The sequence below is a fragment of the Streptomyces sp. CG4 genome (assembly GCF_041080655.1).
Taxonomy (GTDB): Bacteria; Actinomycetota; Actinomycetes; order Streptomycetales; family Streptomycetaceae; genus Streptomyces.
Window position 1 is genome coordinate 799,643 of record NZ_CP163525.1, and the last position, 13,596, is coordinate 813,238.

General features: G+C 69.0%; 11 protein-coding genes and 4 pseudogenes. 8 read left to right on the forward strand and 7 right to left on the reverse strand.

Annotated features, from left to right (window positions below; genetic code table 11):
- The first annotated feature begins 109 nt into the window (after positions 1 to 109).
- From AB5L52_RS03635 to AB5L52_RS03650, 4 genes are all read left to right on the forward strand, one after another.
- Positions 110 to 1,207 carry a hypothetical protein gene (locus tag AB5L52_RS03635; RefSeq protein ID WP_351577882.1) on the forward strand — a complete coding sequence of 366 codons (1,098 nt, stop codon included), beginning with the start codon at positions 110 to 112 and terminating at the stop codon, positions 1,205 to 1,207.
- 54 nt (positions 1,208 to 1,261) lie between these two features.
- A complete protein-coding gene (locus AB5L52_RS03640) occupies positions 1,262 to 1,453 on the forward strand; it encodes a DUF4158 domain-containing protein (RefSeq protein ID WP_369362606.1) in 192 nt (63 codons plus the stop codon).
- Between the two features lie 123 nt (positions 1,454 to 1,576).
- Positions 1,577 to 2,548 carry an ISL3 family transposase gene (locus tag AB5L52_RS03645; protein WP_369362607.1) on the forward strand — a complete coding sequence of 324 codons (972 nt, stop codon included), beginning with the start codon at positions 1,577 to 1,579 and terminating at the stop codon, positions 2,546 to 2,548.
- Entirely contained in the window at positions 2,500 to 2,895 is a 396-nt protein-coding gene (locus AB5L52_RS03650; protein ID WP_369362608.1) for a transposase, read from the forward strand. Before AB5L52_RS03645 ends, AB5L52_RS03650 begins: the two co-directional genes overlap by 49 nt.
- 6 nt (positions 2,896 to 2,901) lie before the next feature.
- On the opposite strand, the pseudogene AB5L52_RS03655 reads toward AB5L52_RS03650, so the two are convergent.
- The 6 genes and pseudogenes from AB5L52_RS03655 to AB5L52_RS03680 all read right to left on the reverse strand — a co-directional run.
- A pseudogene (locus tag AB5L52_RS03655) lies at positions 2,902 to 3,300 on the reverse strand (transposase); the annotation flags it as partial.
- 248 nt (positions 3,301 to 3,548) lie between these two features.
- Positions 3,549 to 3,701, reverse strand: a pseudogene (locus AB5L52_RS03660) (IS5/IS1182 family transposase); the annotation flags it as partial.
- Positions 3,702 to 3,863: 162 nt separating this feature from the next.
- Positions 3,864 to 4,067, reverse strand: a complete 204-nt coding sequence (locus AB5L52_RS03665; RefSeq protein WP_369362609.1) for a hypothetical protein — start codon at positions 4,065 to 4,067, stop codon at positions 3,864 to 3,866.
- A gap of 206 nt (positions 4,068 to 4,273) precedes the next feature.
- Positions 4,274 to 4,744 carry a hypothetical protein gene (locus tag AB5L52_RS03670; RefSeq protein WP_369362610.1) on the reverse strand — a complete coding sequence of 157 codons (471 nt, stop codon included), beginning with the start codon at positions 4,742 to 4,744 and terminating at the stop codon, positions 4,274 to 4,276.
- A gap of 88 nt (positions 4,745 to 4,832) precedes the next feature.
- A pseudogene (locus tag AB5L52_RS03675) lies at positions 4,833 to 5,276 on the reverse strand (DNA polymerase III subunit alpha); the annotation flags it as partial.
- Positions 5,277 to 5,368: 92 nt separating this feature from the next.
- Positions 5,369 to 5,650 (reverse strand): annotated as a pseudogene (locus AB5L52_RS03680) (DUF721 domain-containing protein); the annotation flags it as partial.
- Between the two features lie 470 nt (positions 5,651 to 6,120).
- Between AB5L52_RS03680 and AB5L52_RS03685 the strand changes: the two are divergent.
- Together AB5L52_RS03685 and AB5L52_RS03690 are read left to right on the forward strand one after the other, a co-directional pair.
- Complete coding sequence (locus AB5L52_RS03685; protein WP_369362611.1) at positions 6,121 to 6,306, forward strand: hypothetical protein; 186 nt, start codon at positions 6,121 to 6,123, stop codon at positions 6,304 to 6,306.
- 26 nt (positions 6,307 to 6,332) lie between these two features.
- Complete coding sequence (locus tag AB5L52_RS03690) at positions 6,333 to 6,731, forward strand: hypothetical protein (protein ID WP_369362612.1); 399 nt, start codon at positions 6,333 to 6,335, stop codon at positions 6,729 to 6,731.
- Between the two features lie 264 nt (positions 6,732 to 6,995).
- On the opposite strand, the gene AB5L52_RS03695 is transcribed toward AB5L52_RS03690, so the two are convergent.
- Entirely contained in the window at positions 6,996 to 8,123 is a 1,128-nt protein-coding gene (locus AB5L52_RS03695) for a hypothetical protein (RefSeq protein WP_369362613.1), read from the reverse strand.
- A 536-nt stretch (positions 8,124 to 8,659) separates the two neighbouring features.
- On the opposite strand from AB5L52_RS03695, the gene AB5L52_RS03700 reads away from it, so the two are divergent.
- Together AB5L52_RS03700 and AB5L52_RS03705 are read left to right on the forward strand one after the other, a co-directional pair.
- Positions 8,660 to 9,067 carry a hypothetical protein gene (locus tag AB5L52_RS03700; RefSeq protein ID WP_369362614.1) on the forward strand — a complete coding sequence of 136 codons (408 nt, stop codon included), beginning with the start codon at positions 8,660 to 8,662 and terminating at the stop codon, positions 9,065 to 9,067.
- On the forward strand, positions 9,060 to 13,586 hold the full coding sequence (locus tag AB5L52_RS03705) for a caspase family protein (protein ID WP_369362615.1): 4,527 nt from the start codon (positions 9,060 to 9,062) through the stop codon (positions 13,584 to 13,586). Before AB5L52_RS03700 ends, AB5L52_RS03705 begins: the two co-directional genes overlap by 8 nt.
- The last annotated feature ends 10 nt before the right edge of the window (positions 13,587 to 13,596 follow it).

Below are 13,596 nucleotides of genomic sequence, written 5' to 3' on the forward strand. Positions count from 1 at the left end.
GCCATGGGTGATTGCGTTTCGGTCTCAGTCTGTCAGCTTCAACGCTAAGTTGGCGTACCACTACGACAGTTGGAGTCCAGGCTTCTCGTACGGGGGGGAGTGGATGAGTATGGGAGACAGCCCAGACCTGGTCGCGGCGGTCGTGGCCGCGCTGGTGCAGGCGGCTTCGAGCGCGGCGGGGGCTGCCGGAACTGCTCTGGGCGCCGAAGCGATCGACTGGGTTCGGAACGGGCTCGGACAGCTGCCACGATGGACGGAGGCAGCCGCGCGAGTGGACACAGCACCAGACGACGAGCAAGCACAACAGGGCTTGGCTGAAGCAGTGAACGAACTGCTCAGCGGCAACCCCGGCCTGGCGCAGGCTTTGGAATCTCGACTCACGCAGCCTGGCCCGGTCCCGCCCCTGCCAACCGGTCCACCGGCAATCACAATCGGCGAGCATGCGCGGATCGGCGGCGGTGCGGGGCCGACCGCCGTAGGCGTGGGGAACAACGTCGCTGGTCGGGATATCCGCACCAAAGTCATCAACAAGCGTCGCAGCATCGGTGTGCTGATCGCTGTCCTGGTCGTGATGGCCGCCCTGATTGCCTTGGGCATTCACTTTGCCGGGCACTCCTCGAACCAGCCCGGCCTTGGCCTGCCAGAACACGTCGCTAAGCCGCTGACTAACATGGAGCAGGTCAAGGCCGTTCTGCCGGACCTCCATGCTCTACCCGCCGGCTGGCAGCAGACTGAGCCCGCGCTGGCGAATCCCGGCGGGGAATGCATCGGAGCCGCCACTTCCTCGGGCCCAACGGGAGACCTCTGCCGACAGGTGGTCGCATCTGCCAGCGACCGGTTCGATACGACGCAACCGGGCGGTAGCGTGTTTTTCATGGTCCTTGCGGGCCCCAGCACCTCATGGGCCGATCAGATGTACGACCAGTACCTTCAGAACCTTGATAATGGCATGACCAGCACCGCCGACTTCCCGGCATTCGGTGATCGCTCCTCTGCTCGCCAGGGTTCGGGCGAAACCTCGGTCCTCATACGAACCGGCACCGTTGTTGTCAGTGTCGTCTACACCATCGTTTCCAACAACGACGCTTCTCCAAGCGCCAACGACACACAGCGCGCCAGGCAGACAGTGATCCCACTCGCCAGCATGATCACTACCCGCGCTCAACAGGCCCAGGCTGGCCAGACCCCCACGGCCTCAGCTCGCTGACCTGAGCAATCGAGCGTCGTCAGAGCAGCAGAAGCGATGGGGAGGGGCAGGGGGGTGGCGTTCCTGACCGACGACCAGCGCCGCAGCTACGGTACGTTTACCGCCGTACCGAACGACGGGCAGTTGGCCGGCTACTTCCTGCTGGACCGCGAGGCGAGGCGGCGGGCGATGGCCTGCCGGGGCGCCAGATCGCAGCTCGGCTACGGCGTCCAGCTCGGCACCGTGCGGGCGGTGCGGTGGCGCTGAGGGCCTGGCCTTCTGTCACTTCGTGAGGTTCTCACTCCGGCGGTGCCCCTGGATGCGGAACGCCCGTGGCCATAGCTGATCATGTCTGTTCTCTACGCAGCTTGATCACCGGGAACCTCGGGCTTGGACAACTCCACGACGTTGCTGCTCGATCTGGACGGTCTGGCCGTCGTTTCGGTCGAGCGGCTGGAGGACGGCACCCGGCGGGTGCACCTGACCACGGCGGACGAGGGCGCGCGGGCCTGCCCGTCCTGCGGGGTGGTCGCCTCCCGGGTGAAGGGCTCAGCCATCACCCGGCCCCGTGATCTCCCATACGGGGAACACGGGTTGGAGTTTCGCTGGCACAAGCGCCGCTGGTACTGCCCGGACCCGCAGTGCCCGAGGAAGTCGTTCACCGAGCAGATCCCGCAGATACCGGCCGGCGCGCGGATCACCATGCGGCTGCGCAATGCCGCCGGGCGCCGGATACGCGATGCTGGGTCCACCGCCATCCAAGCCGCCCGAGACCTGCACCTGTCCTGGCCGACCGTGATGAATGCCTTTCGCACCCAGGCCCGTGAGGTCATCGAGGCGCCGCAGCCAGAAGTGGACGTGCTGGGCATCGACGAGACCCGGCGAGGACGACCGCGCTGGGAGCAAGACCCCATCACTGGCAAGTGGCATCTGGTGCGAGATCGGTGGCACACCGGATTCGTCGACGCCCTGGGCGCCGGCGGCCTGCTCGGCCAGGTCGAGGGCCGCACCGTCGCCAATGTGCTCGCCTGGCTCGCCACCACCCCGCTGACCTGGAGAAAGAGCATCAAGTACGTGGCCATCGACATGTCCACCACCTATCGGGCCGCCGTCCGCACCGGCCTGCCCCAGGCCACCGTTGTCGTCGACCACTTCCACGTCGTCCGGCTCGCCAACAAGATGCTGTCCACCGTCCGGCGCCGCACCACTGCTGAGGTCCGCGGCCGGCGCGGACGTGCCAGTGACCCGGAGTGGAAGGCCCGCCGACGCCTGCTGCGCAACCGCGAGGACTCACCGCCGAGCAGTTCGCCACGATGTGGAACGCGCTGCTGGGCGAGGGAAGGATCGGGCAGACCCTCCTGACGGCATGGATCGCCAAGGAGAACCTGCGCAATCTCCTCGCCCTGGCGCGAACCGGCGCCGACCGCAACCAAGTCGGATACGCACGCTGGAAGTTCCTCACCTGGTGCGCGGACTCCGACATCCCCGAGGTGCGGCAGCTCGCCGCCACCATCGACCGCTGGTGGCCCGAGATCGCCGCGTTCATCGACACCGGGCACAGCAACGCCAAGAGCGAAGGCATCAACCGCGTGATCAAGCTTGTCGCCCGCGCAGCGTTCGGCTTCCGCAACGCTGACAACCAACGACTACGCACACACTGCGTCACCACCCGCCGAGCCCGCGGACACCTCCGCACCGCTCAACTTTGAAGACCCGGCATCGGTTCCCTGGCTGGTCGCGGGCACGTTGGTGGAGGTCTTCACGCTCTGGGTGTCGATGACGGAGGCGGTGGGTTCGGGCGTGCGCCCCTCCTTCACGCGAGCCAATCCCGTGAGGTCGTAGTTGAGTTGACTGAAGATTCCCTCGTCGCGCCAGGCCGCGTAGTAGAAGTAGACGGTGCCGTGGCCCGGGAAGTCGTGCAGCAGGCATTTCCAGGGGATTCCGGTGCGGTTCAGGTAGAGAATCGCGTCGAACACGTCGCGGAGTTCGACTTTGGGTGGCTGGCCGGCGGGCCTGCGGTCGATCCGGGCTTTCCGCCAGGCCGTCAGCGTCGGCTCGATCAGGGCCCATCGGGCGTCGGATAGGTCGCTGGGGTACGGCTTCCGCTGGCTCACGCGGTAGCGTGATCATGGACCACACCGGAAGTCGTTGTTCCGCCGCCCTTCAGGCGTTTCCGTGATCTTTTCGAACCAGACGAACTTCAGGGCGCAACCTCGGATGAGACGGACAGCCGAGTTCGCAGCTCCTGGAGGCTCGATACCCCCCATCCGCCCATACACCTCAAAATGTGACACGGATGAAAGCCTCTTACCGGTCTGTACCTGCGTAAACGCCCTCTCAGAGGTCGTTTTCTCCCGTTGTTTCATCCCGTGATGTGGATTTGATGCGGTGGTGTCGGGTCGCGCCAGGAGACGGTGGCTTCGCCGGTGAGGCGGCGGGCCATCAGGTCGGTCATCGCCAGCTGGATCATGGCCTCGGAGCGGGCCGGGAGGGTCTCGTAGTCGCGGGTCAGTCGGGCGCGCGGGGAGGGCGAAGCCCGCGCGGCCGGGCGTCCAAGTCCTGAAAACGGCTGGTCAGGGGGCGTTGTCAGTGCCCCCGCCTACGCTGGCAGCATCCAGGGAGGAGCAGACGATGAGCTTTCTGACCAGCAGCTTCGGGGTCGCCCGGCGCGTCCGGGTCAGCGGCGGATGTGCACGGTGATCTGGACACCGCCGGCAGCGGCTCCTACGGCGGCAGCCGCTGCGGCGGCCGGGCCGTTGCCGGTCAGGGCGAGAATGAGCACGGTGGCGAGGGTCGCCAGGGTGGTCACGACCGGCAGCCACGGGTAGACGCGGGAAGAGGTGGGCTCCGTACCGGCTGGGGAACGGTCGAGAGACGTCACGGCTTGTGGACTCCTTCGACGGATCGGCAGCCCGACGTCAGGCGAGAGGGAGACCCCGACACGCGAAGCAGCTTTCTCAGGGCGTGGCTTCGCAAAGGGGTCTCCCTTCTTCCATCCGAAGGGCCTTCGGCACCTCTGACGATAAGCCTCGCCACTGACACTCACGGCGTGTCCGTGCGTACCTTCAAGCGCCGGTGATACCTACCTCACCCACCCAGGACCGAGGGGAAGTTGGGCTGCACCGGCCGACCGCGGCAGAAGTGCCGGTAGTCGAGCACCACGTCCATGACACCGTCGCACATGCACCTGATCCCCCCTGACCTGGCATGAAGCCGGGCCTCGTACGTCACCTTGACGTACTTCGAGTCGACCACGTCCTCGTCGTTCTCCTCGGTGAACTCCACACCTGCGTACATCGGCGCGGCCGTCGTCGCCCTTGACCATGTCGCCCTCGATATCGGGCAGGCCCCGATCGGGCTTCTCCAGAGAGGAGCAGCTCGTGGCGCTGACACTCGACTTGACAGCGATGGCCTGCGCTTCCGGCCGTACTCGAACTTTACGAACGGCGGCATGTGGACCTCGTCCTTCTCGTCCACGACCAGGTTGTCCTTGCCGAGCGGGAGCCGCTTCTCAGCGTGCTTCGTCGCCAACTCCGGGGCGCGCTTGGTGAAGAGCATGTCGATGATGGCGAAGAGGACATCGATGAGGTCGTCGATGTCCTGGTCGCCGAAGTCCCCCATCTCGCTCGCTGATGTACATGCGGCCGAAGTCGGTGACGGCGACGAAGTAGCCCGGGAACCCCATCTGGATGATGACGTCCATCTCGTACTCGGCCTGCTTCTGCCGGTCGTCTGGGGCGCCGCCGGGGAAGCGGCGCTCCATGCCCCGGCGGACCTCCTCCTGGAACCAGGTGACCTCGGTGTAGCCGTCGGGGATGTCGAACTTCGGCACGAGGTTCTTCGCCTCGAACATGTCGGTGGTGTCGACCATCTCGGCGACCAGGAGCGTGTTGGCGCACCCCTGCTGCCAGGCGTCCGAGGAGTCGATGGCGTGCATCTCGTCCGTGGACTTCAGGTAGTAGCCGGTGCCGTCGAACTTGAAGGGGTCCGGGTCGGAGAGGTTCTTGCCGGTCTGGATGCACAGCGGGGCGTCGTGGGCGGTCGCCTCGTGCGCGTACGTGTAGTGCGAGTCGTTGGTGACCAGCGGGGGATGCCGAGCTTCTTCCGATCTCCAGGCCGGGCCATCGTCGCCCAGGCCGAGGACTCTGGGCACACGGTCAACTGGCCGGTGTCGGCGTCGTAGCCGACAGCCGCGACATGTCGGGCTAGTTCCGGAGCGATGGCTGTCCACCGCTCGCGCAGCGTCGCGCCGGCAGCCGGGAGCTCCCAGGCCCGCTCGGCCACCAGCGCGCCGATCGCGGCGCCGAGCCCCATCGGCTCGCGCCCGCCACGCGGGACCACCCGGGTCGCGCGCGGCTTCGGCTGCGCCGTACGCCCGCCGCCGTTCTTCTGCGCCGCCACCTTGGCAGCACGCAGGGCGACGCGGGCCAGGTCGACGCCACTGAGCTGCGGGTTCTCGGCCATCACGCCACCTCCTTGGCCAGCTCCTGGATGCGGTGGACACCGCAGACGCTGCGGGACGGCAGGGGCTTCCGGCCGCACGGCGGTTCCGTCCTGGCCCGAGCAGGTCTCCTGCCCGGCCGGTGCGGCGGCGGGCGTAGGCACGACGGCGGCATCCAGTACAGCGGCTTCCTCGCGGCAGAGCTTGCACAGGCCGTCCTCGAGGGCGCGGCCGACGACGATGATCCTGGCGCCGCAGTCCCCGCAGGAGCCGCGCGGCGGACCCTCCGGCTCGCACGGCGCCGGGACCGGGGCTGGGTTGCGGATCGCATTGTCCAGCACGCAGTCAGCGCAGCGTCCGGCCAGGCCGGGACGCGTGCCGTGCTCGGGCCACAGGCCCTGCTCGATGAGCTGGACAGGCCGTCGGGCAGCGGCCTTGTCCCTGCAGATGGCGCTCTGGGGCGGCTGTCAGACCCACCAGCGATGATGACCCCATGCCGACCACGATGACGAACTACGCGATCCTCTGGACCGACTCCAACGGTGTCCCCCGATCCTCCGCTGTCGCCTACGACAAGAAGAGCGCCGACCGGCGGAAGGCCGAGCTTCAGGGGGGCGGCTGCACCGAGGTGGAGATAGTGGAGACGAAGCCCGGCACACTTCCCGAACCGCGGGGTTGACACAGCAGCGGCCGCCTCGACGGGGGATGCGAGACGGCCGCTGGAGCCAGTGTGGCACGGAGGCCTCGAGCGCGGGGCACGCCGCCGGCCTCCTCGATCAGGGCCGCGCGGGTCGCAACCCCGGTCGGTTCGGCGCCGAACTCCGGAAAGGCGGGCTCGCCGGAGGGGATCCGGACGGGATGTGGCGGGACTGGGAGCGGCCGAGGGATGGCGGTGTCTTTCTGCACCCGGCGGTCTACGGCGTGCAGGTCGGCGAGGAGGAAGCCGCTGCACCGCCGTTGTTCGAGGACGGTGACATCGTGATGATCCGTGACTGCGCCGATGCCCGTGCGGAGGGACTGGCCGGAGCCGAAGCCGTCGTGCACAGTGCCGGTTATGACGCCGACCAAGCCGATCCCTTGCTTCGGCGCTGGTACACCACGTGATGCCCGAGGGCCGCGACACTCTGGAACCCTTCGATGAAAGCGACCTTCAGGCCACAGGCCGCCGCGTCACCGTCGACGTACAGAGACCGGCACACCTCGGCGTCAGCGCCGAAGGCGTCATCAGGGAATCGTTCACGCCCTGACGCTGGGCAACGCCACCCGCCCGGACACCACGAGCAGGTGGCAACAGCAACGACCAAACGGTGCCGACCACCGGCCTCCCTTCCCCGGGGTGCGGGCGCTCTCCCTCCCCGGCTGTGCCGTTCAGACGTTGGCCGGTGCCCGGTGCGCGGACAGCACTCCGGCCAGTCGTTCCAGGTCGGCCTTCTTGCCGGCGAAGAGCAGAGTGCGCTCGCCAGCTCGGCACTCGGCGATGTAGTACTGGTGGAAGGACCGGCCGGCGCTGATGTAAGGGCCCGGATCGGTGCGCAGCTGGTGGCGCACCCTGACCAGGGTGAGGCCGTCGGGCAACGGCCGACGAGCCACCCGGCCGGTGGGATCGGGGCTCATGGCCAGGCTGCCGGGCTGGACGACGAGATGGGTCTTGCCGGAGTACTCCGGCTCGTGGGGCAGGAAGACGTTGATGACCTGTTCGGCGGGGCCGGGCCGTGGTGTGATGGCGATGTCGTCGCCCTGCCGACGCTCCTTGCGCGAGAAGTACGCCCAGCAGCACAGGGCCCCCAGAAGAGCTACCGCATAAGCACCTCCCGCGCCGCGCAGAGCCGCACCGACGCTGTCCGGGGCGATCGGCACCCAGACGCCGACGCAGATGCCAGAGAGGATGCCCGCCAAGCCGATCACACTGATCTGCCAAGGACTGCTGCGGCCATGGGCCGCCCCTCGCAGTCGCCACCACAGGCCGCAGCACAGCACCGCAAGGCCGCCGGGGAACAGGCCGGTCGCCCAGCCGAGCGCGGTTCCCCAGCTCCGCAACGGAGTATCGGCGGTGCGGAAACTGATCCCGCTGGTGACCACCCCGCGGATCTTCCCCTTCCAGGAGTACAAGGCGATCGGGTCGCCCTCGTGCGCCACTTCGGAAAAGGAATAGGTGTCCTTGAGCCGGATCCAGTCGGTCTTCCCGTCCTTCCCGGGCACGCCCACCCAGTGCTTCGGGGTCTTGCCCCTGTTCTCCCGGACACCTCTGATCACGGCGTCACGACGGCTGACGCACTCCGGGCTCTGCCGCGCAGGTTCGGACGGGCACTTCTGCGCCGCGCGGAAAGCGGCCTCGCTGCGTTCGTCCACGGCCACCGGCCCTGCGACGAGCCAGACCGCAACGGCCATGAGCGCGACCCCGACCACACACGCCACGACCGTCCACGCCCGCTCCGGCCCCGCCAACTTGCCGGAGCCCGCGGCGGACACCGACGGAAGGCCACTCGCTATACCCATATACGGATCATTTCATGGCATGATGGCCGATCCATCTGGAATACCCTGGCATGAGCGTCCGGTTGCGCCAAGAGCAACAGCGCCCCCACCCCGCCACAACTGCTGTCCTGTCGCAGCGCGTCTGGTCGGTAGCGAGCTGCTGACCTGCCGTGATGCCATGTCGTTTGAGAGCACTGACCTTGGACGTTCTCCAACGACATGGCGTTTGGGGAAGTGCCCTGGTGGTGGGCAATGGCCGTGGGGCCGATGGGCTCGCATCTCGAGGTCTCACCTCTTCGGGGCCGTGACACCGGTGAGATCACCGTGACGAGGACCGCTCGCTCAGCGACACCACGCGAAGATCATCAGTGGTACCGGTTTTCCACGCCTCGATGACCCGAGCTGACGCCGGAGGTAGCTCAACTCCTGCGCGTTGCATGGGGTTTGTGTGATCCTAGCTCGTTGCGGGCACAGGGTTGGGAAGATCACCGCCTGACGGGAGAGCATGTCGACACTTCGGTCTCTGGCGGGGATTGAGGACCGGGAGGGAAACCGACGTGGTGCTGGACATCGTTAGGCTGTCCGTCAGCGGTGGCGCGGCGCAGACTGCCGATCTGGCTGCCTGGCTGGACGAAGAGGATGCTCTGCGCGGGCGCGTGCGACGTGTGGCCGGACCTGTCCCCGACGGGGCTCTCGGCGGGGAGCTGCAGCAGTTGGTGGTGGGCCTGACCTCCAGCGGGGTCACGACGGCCGTGGCCAGCGTGGTCGTGGCCTGGCTGAGGCGTCGTACCGGAAGCGTGTCCGTACGCGTATCGGGGCGGGACGGTTTCGAGCTCGAAGTGCACGCGGATCAGGTCCGGAGCATGGACGCCGAGCAATTGCGCGCCCAGGTGGACCGGTTAGTGTCGGCGGCGTGGCCCGACGGTGCCGGGCGGGAGCCGGGCGAGGGCGCCGACGGTGAGTGAGGTCGACGGCGCGCACGCCGGGGCGGACTTGGGTGCGCTGGCCCGGCCGGGATCACGCGTCCTGCTCGTGGGGACCGGCTCTCACGCGTCCGGATCGCCGTTGCCCTCCGTTCCCGCGGTGGAACGGTCGCTGAGGGCGCTGGCCGCGACTCTGCGGGAGCGGAGCGGTGTGCCGGACGAGAACCTGCGTGTCCTGGTGGATCCGTCCATCCCGCTGGAGTTCGGGGAGGCAGTCGACCGGGCGGCGGCGGAGGCGTCAGACGCCTTGCTGGTGCACGTCGTCGGCCATGGTCTGGTGGGGTCCGACAACGGGCTGTACCTGGCGACGTGCGCCACCGACGACCTGGTGGACGGCCTCTCGTACAAGGCGCTGGCGTACCAGGCGCTGCGTCAGGCTGTCCAGCGCAGCAGCGCTCGTGCCGTCGCGGTCATCCTGGACTGCTGTTTCTCCGGCCGCGCCGAGGGCCCGCTGGGGCCGCCCGCACTGGACGCGGTCTTCGAGCAGACTCTCGTGCGCGGCGGCTTCCTGCTGGCCTCCACCGCGCGCGAGGAGCACGGGCTCGCCCGCTCCGGCGAAGAGTTCACCGCGTTCACCGGTGCCCTGATCCGGCTGCTGCGCAACGGTGATCCCACCGGGCCCGAGCAACTCACGCTCGATCACGCCTACCGCTACCTCAACCGGATGCTGCCCGAGCAAGGCGCCCCGAGGCCACGTCGGCACAGCAGCGACCAGGCCGGGGAACTGGTCCTGGCCAGAAATTCCGCCTACCGCCCCCGCTGGCCGGCGCCGCCTGCCGAGGAACCACTCGCCTCGGGTGCCGAGAAGGTCGCGTCACCGTGCCCCTTCCGGGGTCTGCAGTCCTTCGGAGCCGAGGACGCCCGGTACTTCTTCGGCCGGGACGAGGCGGTCTCGGACGTCACCAGCCTTGTCCGCGGCGGCGGTCTGATCGCGATTGTGGGGGCATCCGGCAGCGGAAAGACGTCCCTGCTGCGCGCCGGGGTGATCCCGGCGCTGGAAGCGCGCTCCGAAGGGTGGTGGGTCGCCACCATGAAGCCCGGCACCGACACCCCGACGACACCACTCGCGCAGTACTCCGCCGCACTCGCCGGCCACGACCGGGCCATGCTGTTGGTCGACCAGTTCGAGGAACTCTTCACCGCGGACGCGACGGAGGACGAGCGCGAACGGTTCGTCACCGGCCTCGCGGCACTCGCCGGCGGCCCGACCACCGTCGTCATCGCCGTACGGGCCGACTTCTACGAGGCGTGCACGCGCTACCGAGCGCTGGTCAGGGCCCTGGAAGGCCGTCAGGTGGTCGTCGGCCCCCTCACCCCTGAAGAGTTGCGGGAGGTGATCGAACGGCCGGCCAAGGCCGCCGGGCTGTCCCTGGAGGAGGGGCTGGCCGACACGCTGCTCCACGACGCCAGGGTGTACCACGCCGGAGAGCACACTGCCGTACTGCCGCTGCTCTCGCACGCGCTGCTGGCCACCTGGCAGCAGAGGTCGGGCACCCGGCTCACCCTGTCCGGGTACCGGGCCACCGGCGGAATCGACGAGGCGGTCGCCCGCACCGCGGAAGAGGCGTACAAAGCCCTGGACCCCGGGGACCGGACCCACGTGCGCGGCCTGCTGCTGCGGTTGGTGCGCCTGGGCGAGGGCGTGGAAGACACCCGCCGCAGACTGCTCCTGGGCGACCTGGCCGCGCCCGGCCACCTCGATGCGGCCCGGCGGGTCCTGCGGGCCCTGGCCGAGGCCCGACTGGTCACCGTGGACGCGGACAGCGCCGAGATCACCCACGAGGCGCTGCTGTACGCCTGGCCGCGGCTGCGCGCGTGGATCGAGGAGGACCGGGCCGCCCTGCTCACCCTCCAGCAGCTCTCCGACGCTGCCCGCGCCTGGGACCAGGCCGGACGGCAGGAGACGGATCTGTACCGCGGGCCCCGCCTGGACGCGGCCGCCCAGACGGCGAGCAGGCAGCAGGCGAACGACGGCACGGACGGTGTCCTGGGCCCGGTCACCCGCGACTTCCTGGACCGCAGCCTGGAAGACCGGGACAGGCAGCAGCACGCGGCGCGGCGTGCTCGGTGCACCCGCCGTGCGGTGACCGCCGTGGTCTGCGTCCTGGCACTACTGGCCTCCGTGGTGAGCTTCATCTCCGTGCACGAGCACCGGCAGGCCGCACACGAAGCCGCCCTGATCCGCTCCACCGACCTGGCCGCCGAGGCAAGCGCGCTCAGTGCCACCGATCCGGGTCTGGCTGCCCAACTCGCCGTCGCCGCCTACCGTTCCGCACCCACCCAGGACGCCACCACCCAGCTCTACACCGCGCTCGCCACGCCACTGGACAGTGTCGTCGGCGACACCGGCCACGAGGTCCTGCGGATCGTGACTCGACCGGACAGCGATCTGGCCGCGGCCGTCAGTATGGACGGCTCCGTGCGTATCTGGGACATGGTCACCCCCTCCGCGCCGGTCCTGAAGGCCACGCTCCACACTGCGGGAGCGGCGGCGATCGCTCTCGCGCCGCGCGGCAGACTGCTGGCGGGCATCTGCCCCACCGCGCATGACCTGTGCCTGTGGAACCTGGCCGACCCTCGCAAGCCCAGCGTCGCCGGGCGCCTGCCACGACCCGCCGACATCCCGCGCGGCCGTCTCCAGATCAACTCGATGGCCGTCAGCCCGGACGGGACACTGCTGGCCGCGGCATCGCCGATCGGCACCACACTGGTCTGGTCGATCACCGAGCCCGCGCACCCCCGTCTCGTCGCCGAACTGCCGACCCCGACCAGCAGGAAGCCCAAGGACGCGCTGAGCGCGGTCGCCTTCTCCCCGCGCGGCACCCTGCTCGCCACCACCATCCTGGGCGGCAAGACCCGGCTGTGGAACCTCTCCCGTCCCTCCGCACCGGCCGCCGCCACGGCCACGATCGCCAACGGATACGCCGCGGTGGCCTTCAACGCCGACGGCACGCTGCTGTCCGCGGTCGGGGACAGCGACTTCGGTCTCTGGAGAACCGACAACCCGTCCAAGCCCCGATCGATCAAGGTCGACCAATATGCCTTCTCCGGCTCGGATCTGACGAACCTGATGGCGGTGGCCTTCAGCCCGGACGGGGCCAGCCTGGCGGTCAGCGGCCTGGGCAGCTACCACAACAATGGCCAGATGTGCCTGCTCAGCCTCTCCCCGGCGAGGCTGACGAACTCGGCGTCGCCCACGTGCGCCCCGACCGGCTTCGGCACCCTGGCCCTGGCCTACACGCGCACAGGCGCTCTCCTGAGCGGGGGTCCCGACGGCGTGGTGCGGTCGTGGCGCACTGCTCTGCCTCGGGCCGAGGACGTCGGCTCCATGTATCTGTCCGCTTCATGGGACTTCAGCCGCAGCGGACACCTGATGGCAGCGCCCGTCTCCTCCTCCCCGTCCATCGGTATCTGGGACTCCTCCGTCCCGCGCCGCATCGCCACGGTCAAACTCTCCGACGAGGTCCAGCAGGCACAGTTCATCGGCCCGGCCGACACACTGCTGAGCGTGGCGCATGACGGCCGGGTCCAGTTGTGGGACCTGCGCGATCCGCACCATCCGGTACGGGGCGCGTCCCTGGGCAAGGCGGACTTCCCCGCCGTCGGGGGCTTCATCGTCGCTACGGGTGTCTTCGCGGACAGAGCGGGTGATCTGGTCACGGTCCCCGGCAGCGACGGCCGCGCGCACCTGTGGCACATCACCGACGCGCGCCACGCGGCCGAGGCCGGTTCCTTCCGCCTGCCCCACCCTGACGACTGGAGCGGCATCCTGAACGACGGCCGCACCGCCCTGGTCGCCACCGCGAAGGGCATCGAGTGGTGGGACACCAGTGACCCCCGGCATCCGGTCCACGGCGGCACCACACGGCTCGCGCACGCGAACGAGGAGAACCTGATCGCCCAGGGCAACGTGGTGGCCGTCGCAACCCCGCAGCAGTCCGCGCCCAGCGGCGCCGGCGCCATCCGCCTGTTCCAGGTCTCCGCCGGCAAGGTGCGCGCGTCGACCAGCATCCAAGGGCCCATCGGCACGGTGGTACAGATGAGCGACGACGGCCGACTGCTGGCAGCCACCGGCAGCAGCGACGGCACAGTGCGCCTCTGGGACATCAGCGACCCCCGGCAGCCGCGCGCCCGCGCCACCGTCCGCATCCTCCAAAAGACCGAGGGCATCGCGTTGGATCCGCACAACCGCCTCATGGCCGACTGGAACGGGAATGACGGGATCCAGCTGTGGGACATCCATGACCCGGCCCGGCCGGTCCTCAAGGCAACCATCCCGACTCCGCAGTACGACGAGGGCGCCGCACAGCTCGAGTTCCTTTCGTCGGGCAGCACACTCGCCGTCGCCCGCAGGGACGGGGTCTCCTTCTTCAGCTCGGACCTCGCCGGTCTCGCCGACCGGGTCTGCTCCTACACCGGGAAGTCCATGCCCGAGACGCAGTGGCACAAGTACGTCCCCGGCATCCCCTACCGCGACCCGTGCCCGAGCCATGAGCAATGAAGTCGGCGCC